Origin of the sequence: Leptospira adleri (assembly GCF_002811985.1) — a bacterium.
In the GTDB taxonomy this organism is placed as follows: Bacteria; Spirochaetota; Leptospiria; order Leptospirales; family Leptospiraceae; genus Leptospira; species Leptospira adleri.
Map to the genome: position 1 here is coordinate 50,284 of NZ_NPDU01000022.1, position 18,246 is coordinate 68,529.

At 44.0% G+C, this 18,246-nt stretch carries 9 protein-coding genes; 4 read left to right on the forward strand and 5 right to left on the reverse strand.

Annotation, left to right across the window (positions count from 1 at the left end; all coding sequences use genetic code 11):
• Positions 1-186: 186 nt before the first annotated feature.
• Both mnmC and CH376_RS10335 read right to left on the reverse strand, forming a co-directional pair.
• Positions 187-2,148, reverse strand: a complete 1,962-nt coding sequence (mnmC, locus tag CH376_RS10330) for a bifunctional tRNA (5-methylaminomethyl-2-thiouridine)(34)-methyltransferase MnmC2/FAD-dependent 5-carboxymethylaminomethyl-2-thiouridine(34) oxidoreductase MnmC1 (RefSeq protein WP_100785229.1) — start codon at positions 2,146-2,148, stop codon at positions 187-189.
• On the reverse strand, positions 2,148-3,137 hold the full coding sequence (locus CH376_RS10335; RefSeq protein WP_100785230.1) for an LIC10647 family lipoprotein: 990 nt from the start codon (positions 3,135-3,137) through the stop codon (positions 2,148-2,150). The genes mnmC and CH376_RS10335 overlap by 1 nt, the downstream gene beginning before the upstream one ends.
• A gap of 92 nt (positions 3,138-3,229) precedes the next feature.
• Between CH376_RS10335 and dusA the strand changes: the two genes are divergently transcribed.
• From dusA to CH376_RS10350, 3 genes are all read left to right on the forward strand, one after another.
• Positions 3,230-4,288: a tRNA dihydrouridine(20/20a) synthase DusA gene (gene dusA, locus CH376_RS10340; RefSeq protein ID WP_100785261.1), complete on the forward strand. Its 1,059-nt coding sequence runs from the start codon at positions 3,230-3,232 to the stop codon at positions 4,286-4,288.
• A 63-nt stretch (positions 4,289-4,351) separates the two neighbouring features.
• Complete coding sequence (locus CH376_RS10345; protein WP_100785231.1) at positions 4,352-6,292, forward strand: PP2C family protein-serine/threonine phosphatase; 1,941 nt, start codon at positions 4,352-4,354, stop codon at positions 6,290-6,292.
• Positions 6,293-6,848: 556 nt separating this feature from the next.
• Positions 6,849-7,757 (forward strand): leucine-rich repeat domain-containing protein, encoded by a 909-nt coding sequence (locus tag CH376_RS10350; RefSeq protein WP_100785232.1) that lies wholly within the window; start codon positions 6,849-6,851, stop codon positions 7,755-7,757.
• A gap of 152 nt (positions 7,758-7,909) precedes the next feature.
• Here the strand turns inward: CH376_RS10350 and CH376_RS10355 are convergent, their stop codons facing one another.
• The 3 genes from CH376_RS10355 to CH376_RS10365 form a co-directional block, all read right to left on the reverse strand.
• The gene (locus CH376_RS10355) at positions 7,910-8,518 is read right to left on the reverse strand and encodes a Tom20 family protein (RefSeq protein ID WP_100785233.1); all 609 of its coding nucleotides are present in this window, start codon (positions 8,516-8,518) and stop codon (positions 7,910-7,912) included.
• 5 nt (positions 8,519-8,523) lie between these two features.
• Complete coding sequence (locus CH376_RS10360; protein ID WP_420843544.1) at positions 8,524-9,939, reverse strand: Kelch repeat-containing protein; 1,416 nt, start codon at positions 9,937-9,939, stop codon at positions 8,524-8,526.
• 83 nt (positions 9,940-10,022) lie between these two features.
• Entirely contained in the window at positions 10,023-10,904 is an 882-nt protein-coding gene (locus CH376_RS10365; RefSeq protein WP_100785262.1) for an LA_3334 family protein, read from the reverse strand.
• Between the two features lie 426 nt (positions 10,905-11,330).
• Here CH376_RS10365 and CH376_RS10370 point away from each other — a divergent pair, with 426 nt between their 5' ends.
• On the forward strand, positions 11,331-18,176 hold the full coding sequence (locus CH376_RS10370) for an RHS repeat-associated core domain-containing protein (protein WP_165781730.1): 6,846 nt from the start codon (positions 11,331-11,333) through the stop codon (positions 18,174-18,176).
• The last annotated feature ends 70 nt before the right edge of the window (positions 18,177-18,246 follow it).

Here is an 18,246-nt window from a genome sequence, read left to right on the forward strand (position 1 = left end):
ACAGCCTGTCCTAAAACCTTATTTTACTCTATCAGAAAGATCAAGCTGCAAGGTTCTGTCCCCATTTTTGGGGCAGGTTCTTATCTATTCTGATCCGCGAGGAATCGAATCGGAGATCCGATTTTCCGGCTTACTTTTTCGCCTTCGAGATAAGCCAGTTCTTTGTCGAAACAAAGAACAAAGGAATCAATCCAGACTTCGAATCTTACGATATAAGAATCGAACGGGATGTAAGGATTCCATTAGTGAAGATTCGACGGGTGCGGGTTCATCCAGTATCAAAGACGCTAAAATCTCTGCACCCAAAAAAGAACTTATAATTCCACGGGAACCTAACGCCCCGAAAACAAAAAGTCCCGGAATCGTTTTTAATGCGGGGTAGGTTTTGTTTCGATTCCGCGGGAGATCGATTCCTTTGTAAATTTTTGTAAACTCTCGCGGAGAAACGACCGGGCCGATTACGGGAAAACGATCCGGAGTCTGCGCGCGGAATCCGACAATTTCGGAAAGAACCGATTCTTCGTTCCATTTTATACTCGGGTATTTGTTTTGAACGTATTCTAAAAGTTCCTTCGTATCCTTTTTTCTCGTTTCGGGATCGAGATCGAATTCGTCGAAGGTGGAACCGAGGACATGTTTTCCTTCGATGGAAGGAGTGAGATAGTGTTCCGCGCAGAGGATGCTCGAGAATCGGGAAGAATTTTCGTTCTCTCCTAGGACGAGCAATTGTCCTCTTACTTTTTTGACGGGCAGGAATTCCTCGCCCAGATAAGAACGGAGTAAGTCCTCGATTCTATGAGAATTACAGAATATAATAGAATCGGAATGTATTTCTTCGTTCGAATCGGAAAGAACCGTTTTCCAGCGCGATCCGTCCGGTTGGACCGAAACGGCTTTTCGGCGAACGAATTCGATCGAAGAAGAATCGACCATTCTTTTCGAAATGGAATTCGGATGGGTCCAAAATCCTTTCGGGAAAAAAATTCCGTCGCCCGTTTCTTTTTCCAGTTCGGTTTTGTTTTCGGAATTTGGAGCGGATTCTTTCCAAGTTGCGATCATTTCGGAAAGTCCGTGATTCTCCAGACCTTTTCTGAATCTTTCGGAACTCATCTCTGCGGTGATTCCGTGAAAAAGACCGGACGCTCTGAATTCTTTTTTGTCAGCAAAGAATGAAAGAAAGTGCAGCGCGTATCGAAAGGCGCGTAACGTGAAGAGGCTTGTCGGAGTCGGATTTTTCGTTATGTGAGGATGGGAGATCGCTCCCGGAATTCCGGAGGCTTCGTTTGCGATTCCGGAAGGATCGATCAGAACGACTCGGACCCCGCGTTTGGATAAGGAATAAGCCAAAGAGGAACCGGCGATTCCCGCTCCGATGATCGTCGCGGTTTTTGTTTCCGGTTCTGAATCGGGACGCCTGCACCAGGGTTTTTCCTTCGGGATGAATTCTTCCGCCTTTTCTTTGTTTTGCGGATATGTTCCCGCGAGCATTTCCCTTTTTCTTCCGAAGCCGGGACGTTTTTCGAGAGAGAATCCGCAGGAAGTCAATGAATCTCTTACCATTCTCGCGACCGTGAACGTGGCAAACGTGGTTCCAGGTTTGCAAACGCGTTTTAGGCGGATGAGAATCGATTGTTCCCACATGTCCGGATTTTTGGACGGAGCGAATCCGTCCAAAAAGATCGCGTCCATTTTCCCCGAGATTTCGGATAACGCGTCCGCCGCGTCTCCTATAAAAAGCGTAAGATGAATCTTTCCGTTTAGAAATTTGAAATAGTTCATTCCCGGAATCAGGTCTTGATAAGAATTCAGAAATTCTTCTCGGATCGAATTCAATTCCGGAAATACCGAAAGCGCTTTTGAGATTTCCTCTTTGTTCAACGGAAACTTTTCAATGGAAACGTAATGAAGTCGAAAACGATCCGCGTGTTTGGAATATTCTTTCCAAGTCGTTAAAAAGTTGAGTCCGGTGCCGAATCCCAATTCTAAGATAGAGAAAGATTTTTGAAGATTCGGGTCCTCCCATCTTCGTATGAGATCGTTTCCTTCGATAAAAACGTGTTTTGTTTCTTCCAATCCGTTTTCCGGTGAAAAATAGATGTCTCCGAATTGTTCCGAGACCGGCGTTAGATTTTCTTTCCAAGACAACATCAAATTCTAGGTGGAAGCGGCTCGGTTTGTTTCGGCGGAGTGGATTCTCTCGTCGGGCCGCTGTCTCTTCTCAAGGATTCCTCCTGCAATGGACGAGACAACTGAATTTCTTTTCTGACTCCGATTCGATATGTGTCCATCGTAAGATAAAGATCGGGTACGGTTCCTCCCATCGAAGTCGGGATCGTCTGCTTGATCGGATCGTGCGCGGAGGAAAGCGTGGAGACTTCGAAGTAAAGATAAGTGTTGTAGAAGATGGAATCCTCCAAAAATCTTCCGATATTGTATTCGTATAACAATTTGATTCCGGTCACCATCCTCACTCGATTTCTCGTCGATGAGACTCTCACGTTTCTTTCCAATACGTCGAAGTCGTATACGCTGAAACCCACGTTGAACCCGGCTCCGAAATTCCAATTTTGAAATTCTAAAAAGGCGAGATAGATCGTCGCGTAAGCCTGATAATCCGAATAGAGATATTCGGACTTTCTTCCGAAAGGATCGGGGAGAGGAAAGAGTCCGTAAGCCGCGAGTTCGTATCCGTTTGTCGCCGCTCTTCCGTCGTCGGGAAAATTGAGAAGATTTCCTCGAAAGGTTCTCGGCGCGGTAAGGGTCAATCCGTAAGCCATGTAGTTTAGATATTTCAAATATCCTTCAAAGGGCGTTCCCGGAATTCTTCTTGGTATCGATCCGATCGTATAAAAAGGAACCGATTTGAACGGATCCTGGTTTACGGTTCTATCGGACGTCGCGGGTTCTTTGCTTCCGGCGTTCGAACGAACCACGTTTTCCAAAGGACTATAGTGCGTGGAAAACGAGAGTTTTGTAGAATCCACGCCGCCGGTTAATACGATCGTTTCAAAAAAAGATTCCAAGGTTCTGCAGGAAGAATGGAAAGAGAGAAAGACACAAACAAATAAGAATGGATTTTTCTTTGAAAAAAATCCGAGCACGGCGCGAAGTCCGAAATTCTCATCCGAAAGTTTCATCCTTTTTTCGTTCCCGAACGATTCCTCGCCGAGTCGGCGATAGAGGATCCTTGACCGAAGACCTTAGAAAAAAAATTCTGGTAAGAAGTTGTATGATCGAGATCGGCTCTAAAATTCCAAAAAGATATCCCGTTTCTCTGGCTCCTATGATGGACTGGACCGATCGTCATTTTCGTTATCTTCTCAGATTGATTTCCAAACATACGTTTCTTTATACGGAGATGATTCATACGGGTGCGATTCTTCACGGAGATCGGAAACGATTCTTATCATACAATCCGGAAGAATTGCCTCTTGCGATTCAATTGGGCGGAGATCAACCGAAGGCTCTTGCGGAATGTTCCAAGATCAGTGAAGACTACGGATATTCTGAGGTCAATCTGAATGTAGGTTGTCCGAGCGATCGTGTGAGAGAAGGAAACTTCGGCGCTTGTCTTATGGAAACACCGGAGAAAGTCGCGGAACTCGTCGCTGCGATGGACTCGTCCGTATCGATTCCGATAACCGTTAAGTGTAGAATCGGAATCCCGGGAAAAGAAAGTTTCGAGGATCTTTGTCGATTTATCGAAGTCGTAAAGGACGCGGGCGTAAGACGTTTTATCATCCATGCAAGAATCGCAATCTTAGGCGGTCTTTCACCCGCGCAGAATCGGCAGATTCCTCCCTTGCGTTATGCGGACGTGGAGAGGATCAAACAAACGTTTCCGGATCTCGTCGTCGAAATCAACGGAGGGATTCGGACCTACGACGAGATCGAAGAACGATTGAAGAAGAACGACGGAGTGATGATCGGAAGAGCCGCGTATGAAACTCCGTATTTTTTTTCGGAGATCGATTCCCGTTTTTTCGGGGAGAATTCTTTGCCGCCGAGCAGAAGGGAAATCCTGATTCGGATGCAGGATTACCTCGACCGTTATGTGTTAGGCGAACCAAACTCAAAACCTCATTTCGTTCTAAGACATCTTCTCGGTTTGTTTCACGCCGAAAAAGGAGCTCGGAGTTATCGAAGAATTCTTACCGAACAAATGTTTTCGCATTATACGCGCGATCTTTTGTTCCAAGCCGCCGGCGAGATTCCCGATTCCGCGTTAGATTTCATTCCTTCGCAAAATAAAAAACGAAACTTCGAATCCACGATCGCTTCCGCGTAGCCTTTCTTCATTCTTTTATTTCCAATTCAAATTTAACTTTACAGACGCGTACGCAGAGTTAGTTTGACCCCCTTATTTTGTATGAAACCGATTTCATTCGGATTATTTCTATTATGTCTACTTACCTCCGCCGTTTATTCGGAGCCTATCGATCCCGAGAAGGTTCAGCTATTGAGCGAAGGATGGGAATACTATAACGCGGACGGAAAAAGTTATCGGATCATTCTTCCCGGAGTCGGGTTGACGAGCCAGGGTTTGGAGATTCCGATCAAAGGTTATTATACGATCTCGGTCGAGTATCCGCAGACGGCTCCTTCCGGATCTCAAGGAATTTTTTTAGATAGAATTCAGTCCGCGGATAAAGTTTATTTCAACGATAAATTGATCGGCAAGACCGGCGAGATGGATCCGTATTCTCCGGCTTGGTTTCGAAGTCGTTTGTATAAGATCCCCCTGGAATCGATCGAAAGAGGAAAGAAGAATACGATTCGAATCGAGATAGAATGCCAAGAACTCGGTTTTCACTGCGGAATTTTCAGAAGTATTCCCAAGTTAGGCGACTTTGACGAACTCAAGGATGCTCTCATACAGGAAGACGCCCTTCAACTCGTGCTGATCGTTTTATTCTTAGGCGTTTTCTTACAACAGTCGATTTCATATTCTCTCAATCGATATTCGAGAGCGAGTATCTTTCTCGCGTTATCCGCCTCTCTTTTCGTATTTTGGAGATTGCCGCTCCTTCATAAGATGCACTACATAGACATTCCTTTCGGAGTTTTATCCAGATCCTTCTTTTTGGCTCAGACGGTTTTTCCGACTTGTATATTATATTTTTTGTATGCGTTGTTCCGGAAAAAAACGGGCGCTGCGGCGAAACTCGTTATGAAGTCGAGTCTTGTGATCGGAGCGCTTCATCTTTTGGAACTCGACGGGACGCAGAGAGTTTTGCTCGTTTACGCTTGGGAAGGAATTTTGTTTTCCATGTTCTTACTTCTCGTTCCGATCTTTTATTCCGAACTTCGAAAGAAGGTCATGGAAGCCCTGATTATGGTGGGAGGAGTGGGACTTCTCGCAATCTTTGCGATCGTGGACGTCGTTTTAGACAACGTTTCGGGTAAGAATATGTTCTTATCCCAGTACGGATTTTTCGCACTTCTCATTTCGGGCGCAGTGAGCATTTCGTATCAAAACGCGAGAGCTCACTCGGAACTCAAAAAATTGAATACCACTCTGGAGGCTAAGGTCGATCAGAGGACGGAGGAATTAAAAAAGCAGAACCGAATTCTTCACGAAGAATTGGGAATGGCGGCCAATCTTCAGACAAGGTTGATCCCTCAGCTCGACGGGAGAATCCATCGTTTGTCCGTGAACTCGGTTTATATTCCCGTGGATCAGGTAGGAGGAGATTTTCTAGATTATCATATTCTAAATGAGAAAAAGATAATGTTTATTCTCTGCGACGTTTTGGGACACGGGGTTGCGTCCGCTTTGGTTTCTTCCATGCTCAAGGTTTCCTTTTTGGAGCTGAGCCGAAAGATGGAGGAGCCTTCCCGAATTCTTTCCGAATTGAACAACAGGATGTTTCAGGTTTTGGAGAAGAATTTTATTTCCGCCTTCGTATGTTTGTATGATCTTGAAAAAGAAGAATTTAGATATTCGGTCGCGGGACATCCTCCGCCCGTTTTGATCCGGGAAGATCCCGTCGAGCCGGAGTTTCTAAAAGGAAGGGGAATGATTCTCGGGATGCTAAAGACGATCGAACCGGAAACTTATACGGTCGCTCTCAAAACCGGAGATCGATTTTTCTTTTATACGGACGGCGTGACGGAAGCGCTCAGTCCGCAGAGGGAAATTTTCGGAGAAAGACGACTTCTGGAAGTTCTGAAGAATAATTTTTTTAGAAATCCTAGAAATCTAAACGAAGAAATTTTGGCGACAGTGAGATCTTTTTCCTCCTCTAAAATTCCTGACGATCTAACCTACTTGACCGTGGATATATTGTAGTTATTCCTTTCTTACATTTCGCACAACGCCCAATTGTGATAGTGTCCTTAAAGTTCCGCGCAATTAGAATTTCAGGTAATGCTTGAAAAGCGTCAAGCCGTGAACTTTGAAATTTGTAACTCTTTAAATTCCTCAAAATCAACAGATATTTTAGTTCTCATCGAATTTATAAAATTCGTCGAAGACTCCGGCGGCAAACATAATCACTGAGTTTCCATTTAGTAACACTGCGACAACCTTCGCACGATTTCACTTTCGTTTTTGATTCTTATTTTTGAATTTGCCCCTACAAACTCATTCTGAAAGAAGCTCTATTTATCCATTTTAAATCTGGGAAAAATATGGGACACGTTAGGAAAAACGAGACAGTTTTCGATGTAAGATTTGTTACAACGAGCAAGAGTTGGTGCGAATCATCTTTTAAATTCAGTCGACTTGTTTTGATTTCGTTTTAGGAAATCGCGCTTTAAAAATTCGTAAAAGGCACTGATAGTATCGACTGAATTTATAAGATAAAAGAATTCATCTTGATTTCAGCCGATATGCAGGAGATTGCATGCAAACAAAAATATTTTGGGAAGAGGCTTTCAAAAACTGTTTCCAGTCGGGAGTTCTCGACAAAGAAAAATTTGGCAAATGTGATAGCTGGTTAAATTTAACCAACGATATCGTAGAAGAAGTGGATTTAGAGCCGCTTAAGTTTCTGAAGAATTTAAAAGAACTTCATTTACTTTGTCCAAAACTCGCGAATAAAAAATACATATCAAAATTAGAATCTCTTAGATCAATATGTCTGAATAGCTCCTCATTGAATCAAGAAGATCTCCGACTACTGGTTGAATGTAAGCAACTAAAAAGGATTCATATTTGTAACATGCATGTTTCAAAAATCGATCTACTGAATGGATTGCCGAAACTCATCGACCTTGATCTATTCAAGATTAGCGGCCTTTCTGCTCTCGAGCTATCTTCGCTATCGAACATAAAAAAACTTTCACTCAGTTCTTGCGACCTTGGGGACTTAAGCGATCTTTCCAAAATGAGAAAACTAAAAGAATTATCATTTTCAAATATGGAACTCGATAATTTAGAATTTTTAAAGGATTTGTCTCTATCGAAATTTGAATCGGAATCTGAAGCTTTGAATGAGGACGGGTTGCGTCATTTATCGAAAATGTCGGGATTAAAGGAGCTTTTATATCCTCTTTCGGATTTCGAATTCTTGAAAGGCTCTAAAAAACTGGAATCAATTTTAATAGACGGTAATAAAAAAGTGAACATTAGGGCTCTATCGCATTTTCCGATCAAAATGGTCGATATTCATTTCAAAATGGATGATATTGATTATGCGGAATCCGTTGCGGTTGTGCATAAAATTAAAGCTGAAGTCAGAGGAATACATCCTAATTGTCAATTTGAATTAACTCGAAAATACATTAGCAAGGCTGTTGCTCAACGATTCTAAAAATGAATTCCTTCAAACTTTGACTCGTTTAAAATCCTAATTTATGCGAAACCGTAAAAACGTTATTCTTGCTGATTGCTCAATCCAAACTTTGAGCGAATGAAACACAGCGGCAAAATCGAAATGAAAATCAAAGTTCTTGAAGAAAAAACTTATTTCCTTCTCCACAGTAAAAACGTGAAGATCAAATTCATCGAAGAGAAAAGACCAAGAACAACGATCACTGTCTGATAAAACGTTTCCTTCGAAGACAGTATTTCGTTCTGTTCGCGATAAGATTTTGTCTGTAAAAGAATCGAGTTCAATTCTTCTTTAATATCCTGCACGGATCTGTAAATCTCGGAGTCCAAAAGAATTACGGTATTCGAACCCGAGCTTTTTCCGAAGCTCGCTTGCCCAAAACTTCTCTGACTCGGCATTTTTCGGAGGTTTTCAATTTCCGATTTCAATTCTTGGTTGAGAGGCCATTTTAAATATGCTTTTTGAAAGAACTGCTTTGCTCGATCGTAATTCCCGCGTTTCTTTTCTTCTCTTGCGATTCCGATCCAAGCTCGCGTTAAGATAAACTCAGCTTTCGGATCGGAAGGATTGTTTGTAAGAAGTGAGATCGCGAGACTTTCGGCTTTCGAGTATTGACTTTCTTCGAGGAGGCGTTCCCCGTCTTCGTGACTTCCTGCCATCACGTTTTCTTTGGAAGACAAGCCAAAGGAAAGAATTAAGAAGAGTATGGAAGATAGAATGACGAGCATTATCGATTTCATAAAAGTTACCTGTCGATTCGAATGACTTTGTGAGCATAGCGTGCTCTCGGCATTTTCTGAGTTTCCGTCGTCCATGTACTCGCGATCGGATTTTGAAGACCGATGGAGTAAACAGTATCCGTTGGAATATTCAAAGCACTCGCACCGCCGAGGACGAATAACTTTCTTGTTTCGTACGAGGCTTGGGTTCCTGGAAAATAAACCGAAGCGGGAAGAATCGGTCCGATCGTAAAGGCTCCGGAGCCGATCTGTGAAAAGTCGGTTCTGTTGGAAGGAGTGATGGAACCTACGGGTTGTAAGGTGCTCGTTCCTGTGGATCCACCGATCACCGCAAACCATTCCGGATCCGTTGGAAACAAATCCGAGTTCAAAGGTTTTACACAGGCCGAACCGGAGCCATGTCTTGCGAGGTTGATCGAAGGTTCTCCCGCACTCGTTGTTGAGTTTACCGAAGGAACGTATCCGTCCGAAGTGACTTGAGCCGAACCATCTGCGTTGAATCTGCCCCCTGTGAAGAGGATCGAGCCGTTGAGTCCGCAACCGGCCATATCGATTCTCGCGAAGATTGCGGTGAGTGACACATAACTTTGCCAAGCGCCGCTTGATCCGATTCCGGGAAAGAATCTGGAAACTGTATTTAAAACCGTTCCCGTCGTCATGTCGGTCGTCGTTGTTCCTGCAATGATAAAGATTTCTTCTCCGACTGAGGCGACAACTCCGCCCTGGTTTGCGGTGGGCATGTCGGCTAACGTTTTCCACTGATCCGTATAAGGATCGTAGACTTCGGTTTTTTTGGAAGCCACATACGCACCGGCTTGTTTTTCCAAACCGCCGATCACATAGATTTTATTTTTGTGAGAAACTACGTTTGCAAAAGCGCGAGGAGTTGGGATTGAAGTCGCCGAAGGAAACCAAGTGGAAGTTACCGGATCATAGAAATCAATCTGCGAAACAGGATTTGCATCGGCTCCAATTCCACCCACGACCCAAAGACCACGAGTTCTATTTGGAAAATCACTTACCCAAGTTTTAAACGCAATCGGAACCCCTTGAAGATTGCTAATATCCGAAGAACAAAAGACCGAAGCGATATAATCGGTGTTCGATTCTAAGTTTTGAAGAGTCATAGAATGAATCTTTGCATTTTCTAAACTAATACTCGCCGATTCAATTCCACCTCGTCCGTAAACAACGGATCCAGGTTGGGAAGAAGAACATTCCCAAGAGATTGTCGCCGATCTTGGCCCTAATTGTGTAACAAGGGCAAGCGTGACCTTTGCTGTTTCCGAATCGTGGATATTCGAGAGCGGGGAGTTTTGACAATCGATCGCGAAAAATACAGAAAATAAAAATATATTAGAATATATTAATTTTTGAATTTTTTCAAATGTGTTTTTTGTAAAATCCGAGAAGAGTAGCATCTTTTTTTTGCGCATCGTCGTTGCCGGCAACATTCCTGAATCAGAAGTCCGGACCCAAGTCGCATATTCGGTGTTAAAACGTATCATAAAAGAAGACCCCATGAAATTCTGAGACCGGTCCTACAAAGAGAATCACCGGATTCTATCGTGCATTGAGAACGGATTCCCAGCCTCAGTCGGGATCCGTTGTTTAAATCCCAGGCCCAGCCCACTTCGCTTAACAATTCCGGATCGGTTCCGTTTACGGATCTGGAATCGCTCTTCCACTGGATCGCAGTAACACCTCCGCCAAAGAGAAAGTAGGGGGCGGAAGAGCCGAATTGTTTTCCGAGATAGAAGGATTGGTTCCAAAGACTCACAGAACCTTGCGTTGTGGATGGAGAGGTTGAGTATTCCGAAAGAAATCCAAAAAACCAAAGAGGACGATTTAAGAATCCTTTTTCTAAAAAGAGTCCTGCTCCGCCGGTTGCGGGATTTGTGTGAAACCAAGATCCGTGGTTGGCTTGAACAAAAAAACTTCCACCCACAAAGAGCTGATTTTCTCCTGATCGACCGGAAAGATATTTCTCGGGTAAGTCCGGAGTTTCGTTATCAGATTCTAATGATTTGGAATTTGAATTTTGAATCTTCGCTTTCTCAATTTCAACGAAGCCTAATTCGGTTTTAAAAGTAATCTTGTCTTTTTTTCTTTCTACGATAATTCCGCGAACGGAACTTCCATCGGTGAGTTGAAACTCTGAATATTGAAACGAAGACTCCGGTCCTTTTCTTGCGTAATCAATTCTTTGAACCTCGGACTTTGGAATTCTATACAATCTTCCTTTCCAACGGAGACTAACGCTATCCGCGCTTTCATTGATTTCATCCACGAGGAACGCATCGCCTGATTTGAGAAGAAGTTCGGAAGAGAATAGGGGAGTTGCTAACAATATTAAAGAGACAATAACGTTTCTAAAAATTTTCACTGTGACTTTGCCAATTTTTCCTTCGATCAGCAAGTCGGAAGTGCATCATTTTTGTAAATGAAATAAAGAATTTGTTTCAAGAACGTTACCCTTAGTACAATAAATTATTTCAGGAACAAATTCCAAAGAGTTGTCGTTCATTCTTTAGTATAACGTTATTTATAATTCAAAAATTTATAAATTGGCTTTTAGTGGAAAAATATTTTGCTTTTTTAGGCGGGCATGTCCGTTATTTGTCATTGTCGGATAGAATTTTAGGATCAAGTCTCCGGAATGAAAAATAAAAAAACGTCGTCGATAATTCTTTTGATTTTTACCTCTTTCTTTTTGATCCAATGGCTTAGCCTTAGTTCGATTGCATCTTTTTTTTCTTCGTTAATTTCAAATGAAGAAAGTTCGATCCCACTGCCTCTCCCCGATATCAACGTGGATCATACGGGAAAGGCTTCCTTTTCGATTCCGGTCGAGGTTCCTCCGGGTGCGGGGGATTTGGTTCCTTCGATCTCGCTCAGTTATCAATCGGGAAACCCTGATTCCGGATTCTTAGGCAAAGGATGGAGTTTATCCGGTTTTCCGAAGGTTAGTAAGAATCCTTCATTCGGTATTCATAATGTTGCTTCCGATCAATTTGTGAGCGACCTTACCGGCGAATTGAGAAGTTTCGGCGCGGGAGTTTTCAAATCCAAAACGGAGACCTTTCAAAAGGTCTCAAAAAATTCCAACGGCTGGACGGTGCGAGAGAAGACAGGTCTTGAAACTTCCTTTGGTTCGATTCAAAATTCCTTTTCAAAGATTACCGATTCTTCCGGAAACGATTTGGCCTGGGCCGTTGATCAAGTTCGCGACCTCAACGGAAACGGATATAACGTTAGTTATTTTGATTCGAGCAGTCTTCCCGATTTTGCTCTAAAAGAAGTGAGTTATATTCACGGGAACGCAAGAATCGTCTTCGAGTATGAAAGCCGAGGGAGTTCCTTCTTTAAAATTTTTAAATTTTCCAAGGGCGGTGAACGTAGAACTCAACTTTCCGCCATTCGTGTGTTTGCAAAAGATCAAAGCGGAACCGAGAAGGAGACCGCGACGTATAATTTTTCCTACGATATTATTGGCGGGGAATTGCTCCTCAAAACGATCGAGAGAGAGAATTTCAAACCTCTTACCTTTTCATACACGAACTCTGCGCCGTCTGCTACGAGCTATTCCGCATCGAGTACAAATTTCCAACTCACCTATCGAGCTTTCGATTCTTCCAAACAAAGGGACTGTGATTTCGGCGCGTTAGTCTGTCTTTGTTCTTCCAGCGCGGCTTGTATGGCCGCCTCCTTCGGTCTAGCGGGAGAAGTCTGTCGCTCCAGCGTAGAAAGTCTCGGAGACGTTTGCCAGAACGGAATTGAAAATTCATTTACTTCCGCGGTCGACGTTTCGGGAGACGGGGTTCCTGAGTTTGTCCGGGTGTTGGGAGATCGCAACGGTCAATATTTTTCAAAGTTGGATATGAGTTCTTGGGAAGCATCCACTTCTAATCTTTCCGTAAGCAACGACACGTTAGGCGACAGGATAGATCTGAACGCGAACGGAAAAATTCTTCCGGGCGACGTGAACGGAGACGGCAGAATGGATTTTGTCGTCCTAGAAAGAAACGCCCAGCCGGTCCGTATCTTTTTCGGTCCGAACTTTAATTCGGTATCCGTTCCGTCCGCGTTCGCAAATATTCCAAATCTTGCAAGTGATTCCAGAAATCGCCACTACGTGGTCGATGTGAACGGAGACGGAAGAGCGGATTTTATTCAAGCCGACGACCAGCTCCGTCTGGATGTGTATCTTTCCAACGGGTCGGCTTTTAACTTCGCCCAAAAGCTTACGATTTCAGATTTCGGATCCAACTTTCAGCAGTTTGTGGATTTGGACCAGAACGGAGTTCCCGATTTTGTCCGAATCGACGGAATTTCAAACCAAAGACTTCTCGTTACTTTTTTTGATTCGAATGGGAGTTCTCTGCAGGAAATCGAAACGAACGAGTTGAACGAAGGAAATTTCGGAAAGATGGGAGATCAGTTCTTTTCGGACGTGAACGGGGACGGTTTATTAGATTTTTCTTATTTTTCCGCGGCGGGTTCGGACAACGGATATCTAAACGTCCGTCTTTCGGACGGAAGAAGATTCCATTCTGAATCCGGAGGCGGAAGCAGCACCTTTCTAAACGAAACAGTCGCGAGCCAAGACTTGCAGAACATGAGTCTTCCGTCTTCGAGCGGTTATGCGCTCTATGACATTAACAACGACGGAGCTCCCGATCGTGTCTACTATTTCGGAGACTACTATCAAATCGAAATTTACAAACCGTCGACGGATTCTTATCTTCCTCCTTTCAACGTTAACTGGTCCAGCGATACGGTCCTTGATATCAACTTCGACGGAGAGGACGACAAAGTAAGAGCGGGAACTTTTTTCTGGCAACAGCAAATGCACGTTTGGTTTGGGCCGACCGATTCCTTTTATTCCGTCGACGTAAATCCTGCGGCGATGACTCCTCCTCCTGCAGACATGAATGCGTTAGCCGGAATGTCTGCGATCGCTTATTCCAATTGGTTGAATCGAAAGGAATTTGCGGATATCAACGGGGACGGAAGAGCGGACTTTATCCGATTTCATAACGGAGTCGTCCGAATCTCTTTTAGCCAACCGAGTGCGAGCGGAGTTCCGACCTTTTCCGCTAACAGCGATATGGAATATTCCGCGGAAGCGTTTTTGCAAACTGCGGATCTGAACGGGGACGGAAGAAGCGAACTCGTAGGTTTGCAGGCAAGCGCTCTTGGGATGGCGGTCCCGATTCCGAGCAACATTCCTTTGATCGGAACCGTTCTCTATCGTAACGTTCCCTTTCACACGTTTTCCAAGCCGAATCTCATTCGATTTCAACCTGCGGTTCCGAACGGACTTCTTTCTTCAGTCGACGGCGCCTTCGGAAGAAGAACGGAGATTTCGTATGACGTAGCCAAACAAAAGGTGACTCCGACCTCGTATAATTCTGCCAAGCCGAACGTCCTTCCACAAGTGAATCCCGATTTTGTGGTTTCGAAGGTTGTAGAGAAAGCGGGAACCCAAGTAGACGAATCGACTACGTATCAATACAGATTTCCGAAACTTTTTTGGAACGGTCTTCGAAATATCGGCTCTTTGGGATATTCCGAAATCGTTCAGACCGATTTGATACGAAACGTTTCTACCATTTCTCAATACGGAGATAGCGCTTTAGAACTCGCTGGAATCGCGAACTACGCGGCGACATACAAGAACGGAATTATTCTTTCCGAAACGACAACTAACGTTGCGAGAACCGTTCTGGGAGACGGAACGATTCGAGTCCGTCAGTTGGGAAGCTCCCAAGTCGATTATCAAAACGGATCTCTTCTAAGAACGACTAACGTTTCTCTGAGTTATGATTCGTACGGAAACGTTTTGAGCAAGACGACCGATATCGGAAGTTGTGTCTTAGAAGAAAGAACCGTGTATGACAACGACACGGCTTCTTGGGTTATCGGAAAACCGATTCGTCTGGAATCCTACAAGGACGGCGAACTCATGTCCCAAAAAGAATATTCGTATTCCGGAATATTCTTAAATCAAGAGAAAACGTATACCGGAGCTTCGCAGTGGGCGGTCCAGTCGATTCTCCAATACGATTCTTACGGAAATCCGATTCGAATCCAAGACCCGAGAGGGAATATCATACAGATTGAAATCGATAACGTAGTTCACAAATTTCCAATAAGAATTACGAACGCACTGGGTTATACTACGACGAAAGAATACGATTTTACGAGAGGATTAGAGATTGCGTCCGTGGACATCAACGGAAATCGTTCCGAAACTCACTTCGACAAATTCGGAAGAGCGCTTGAATCGATTCCAGCCGGAATGAGCGATCCTTTCGAGCAGATCGAATACGACAATACGGGACATCCTACGGATCAGACGATAAAGACAACGATTCGAAGAGAGGCCGGAGAAGAATCCTGGACGATTCAGTATTTTAATTCCAGAGGTCAATCCACGAGAAAGGAAAGCAGTCTCGTCGATGCAGCTGTCCTCGTGGAGGAATCCCTTTACGACTCGGAAGGAAAATTGATCAAAGCGATTTCGCCTTACGTGCAAGGTCAGGCACCGTTTTCCTGGAACGAGTTCGAATACGATTCCGAAGGGAAAAAGAAAAAGGTTATCGGAAGCGACGGAGCTGTAGTCGAGTTGGAAGTGAACGGTTTCGATTCCACGCAGAGAATGTCGCAAAACGGAAATCTGGTTTCCACTGTCGTCTCCTACGGAAACGATAAGGGAGAACTTTTAGAAAAGGTTATCGAAGGTAAATCAACAAAGTATCAATACAAGACAAACGGAAAGATTTCGAAGATTACGGATCCGGACAACGGAATTACTACGATCGATACCGATTTTATCGGAAGACAGACTCAGATAAAAAATCCGAACACTGGGACCGTGCAGTATGTTTACGACGCAGTCGGAAATCTAATCGAACAAAGATATGGAAATGGTTCGACCGTGGAGTTTCAGTATGATTCTTTGGGTCGTGTGACTTTAGTTAGAGGAACGGCCGCGAACGGAGAAACTGAAACTCAGGTTTACGAATACGACGATCCTAACGTTCCCAACGGTAAAGGAAGGCTGACTAAGGTCACGGACGCGTTAGGCACCACTGAATTCGGATACGACGAAAGGGGGAATCAGACTCTTCTGAAAAAAAGATTAAGCGAAGAAGATCTGACGTTCCTTATCGAAAAGACGTATACGTTTCAGAATCAGATTGCAAGCGTCAAATATCCTGACGGAACTCTTGCGAAAAATCTCTATTCTAAAAGCGGTTATCTTTCGGGGATCACTTTGACTCCCGGAAACGGAGAAGGTTCCGATCTTCCTTTGGTTCAATACAACGGACCCCTTGTTGATTCAAGCGGAGTAAGAATCGAAAGAATCCTCGGAAACGGAGTCAGCACTTCCATCCTTTTCGATCCGGCGAAGAAGAGACCTCTAGGGATCGTCACCAAAAAAGACAACGAGGTTTACGAAAACGTTTCCTACGAATACGATCTCAGAGGGAACTTTACAAAGATCGAAGACCAGGTCGTTCCGAGTCGTACACAGACGTTTACGTATGATTCTCTCAACCGAATGACACAAGCGATCGGAAAATACGGAACCGAGGACTATCAATACAACGATTCTGGGCAACTTCTCAAAAAAGGAACCCAGACTTACAGCTACAATGATCCGTTGCACAAGACGGCCGTTACAAGGGTAGTGAACGCGGCGATCAATCAGATCGTAGATTATTCTTACGATTCTGCGGGCAACATGATTGGAAGAAACGGAGAGAGTATGGAATACAATTCGTTTCAAAAATTAAAAAAGATGAATACTCAAAACGGGGAAACGATGACGTTTGACTACGATTTCTCCGGAACGAGGATTCGAAAGACAAGATCGAGCGATCAAACGAAGACAATCAGCTTGGGAGGACTTTACGAAATCGTAATGACTCCAGGGCAATCACCGCAACATACTCTTTATTTCCGAGGTCTTTCCGGTGACTTGGTTGCGCAATGGTCGAGAACAGACGCGGCTCTTCAGACTTCGTTTCAAGATTCTAAAAATGAGGAGAATCTACTTTCTTGGTTCCATTGGGGAACAGACCATTCAAAAGGAGATTCGGCCCGGAAAACTTTCGCAGAAGGAATGCGCGAATCAAACAAGACTTCGCTTAACAAAAAAAGTTTTATCTCTTTTTTAAAAGGAAAGACGTTACAAATTCTTTCTTCCATTCAAATTGCGACTGCGAACGCTTTCGTAAAACTCTTTACTTTGCACGGAAAGATAGTTCTCTATTCTGTAATTCTATTGTTAGGCTTCGGTTATATCCTCTTAACCAAAGAAGAAAAACGCTTTTCCATTCTTCTTAGATTAACGACTCCGTTGTTGCTTCTGTCTTTCAGCGTTTCGAGTTGCTCCGTTCTCATGCCGGAAGGATCCGGAGATCCTCCTTGGCTCATCCCACCGGCAATTCCGGCCACAACTCCATCCATCGCACAACCCTACAGCCCTGGCGGAAGCGGTGGCGGAGCATCAGGTGTTCCGGTCTCGGGAATGATCTTTTTTCATCCGGATCACTTAGGGTCGATCACGATGATAACAGACGGTCAAGGAAACAGAATCGCAGGTGGAGAGATGGGCGGAACTTCTCATATCTCTTACAAGCCATATGGTGAGATCCAGAGAAACGATTCGGCGGGTCCTGACATCTTTCGCTACAAATACACGGGACAAGAAGAAGACAGAGAGACTGGACTTTATTATTACAAAGCGAGATATTACGATCCTCTGATCGGAAGGTTCACGCAAGCGGATAGCTTGTTCGATACAACGAGACCGATGTCGATGGATCTTTACATGTATACGGAAGGGAATCCAGTTAGATACAGGGATCCGAGCGGGAACTCGATCTTGGGTGATGCGCTTTCAAAGAACGGCCTGGGCATGTTGAAATTTAATATCGGTTCGAGCACTACTTTGAAGAACGCGTTCTTTGTGAGTAAGAAGAGATGGTCCGATTTTGGGACAGGGATCAAGAATGTGGGTGCGGGTGCGTTAGGCTTACTGTTATTGCCGAGTTCACCTGTATTGGGTGTTGCTTATGGACTTGCTACAAATCCAAAGGCTTTCTTTCACAAGCCGTTAGAGGCGACGTTAGGCTATATGACCTTTGGATTGGATTATTCAGCGAGTCTTTTTATGAATCCAATCTTAGGGGATCCTTTGCCTTCCGTTAAGAACATGGGAGGGGCGACGGTTCTAGAAAATAGCTTTTTTGAAAACCATATCGATAGTAAAGATACTGCAGCTGTTACGACCTTCAGTGTAGTCCACATGAAGAGCGGAAGCTCTGACGCTACACTGAATCATGAATTAGGACATGTGGATCAATTCTACCATGCCGGCGGATGGAGAAATTTTGACTGGTGGAAGCAATCCTTTGACGCCACACTTCCTAACAACGAGATGGATGCCGACATCCGGGGCCGGACTATGGGATATGCACAAGGACAATTCTTTTATCTTATCTTTGGATATGACACATATCGTTTGATGTTTCAATACAATTTATTTTTGCAGACGGGTAAGACCGGGACTGAAAAGGGATTCTACCAGCAAATGATTCGAAATCACTACATTATTTCAACAATTAACAGGAAGGCATTTTGATGAAAAGACTATTGATACTTACTCGTTTACTATTCTTGCTTTCCTTCATGGCGTGCACAGGAAGTAAAAC

Bases quoted from the DNA above. Each gene is read 5' to 3' on its own strand.
- CH376_RS10355 (WP_100785233.1), bottom strand. From the start codon at position 8,518: ATGAAATCGATAATGCTCGTCATTCTATCTTCCATACTCTTCTTAATT.
- CH376_RS10335 (WP_100785230.1), bottom strand. From the start codon at position 3,137: ATGAAACTTTCGGATGAGAATTTCGGACTTCGCGCCGTGCTCGGATTT.
- mnmC (WP_100785229.1), bottom strand. From the start codon at position 2,148: ATGTTGTCTTGGAAAGAAAATCTAACGCCGGTCTCGGAACAATTCGGA.
- dusA (WP_100785261.1), top strand. From the start codon at position 3,230: ATGATCGAGATCGGCTCTAAAATTCCAAAAAGATATCCCGTTTCTCTG.
- CH376_RS10350 (WP_100785232.1), top strand. From the start codon at position 6,849: ATGCAAACAAAAATATTTTGGGAAGAGGCTTTCAAAAACTGTTTCCAG.
- CH376_RS10360 (WP_420843544.1), bottom strand. From the start codon at position 9,939: ATGCTACTCTTCTCGGATTTTACAAAAAACACATTTGAAAAAATTCAA.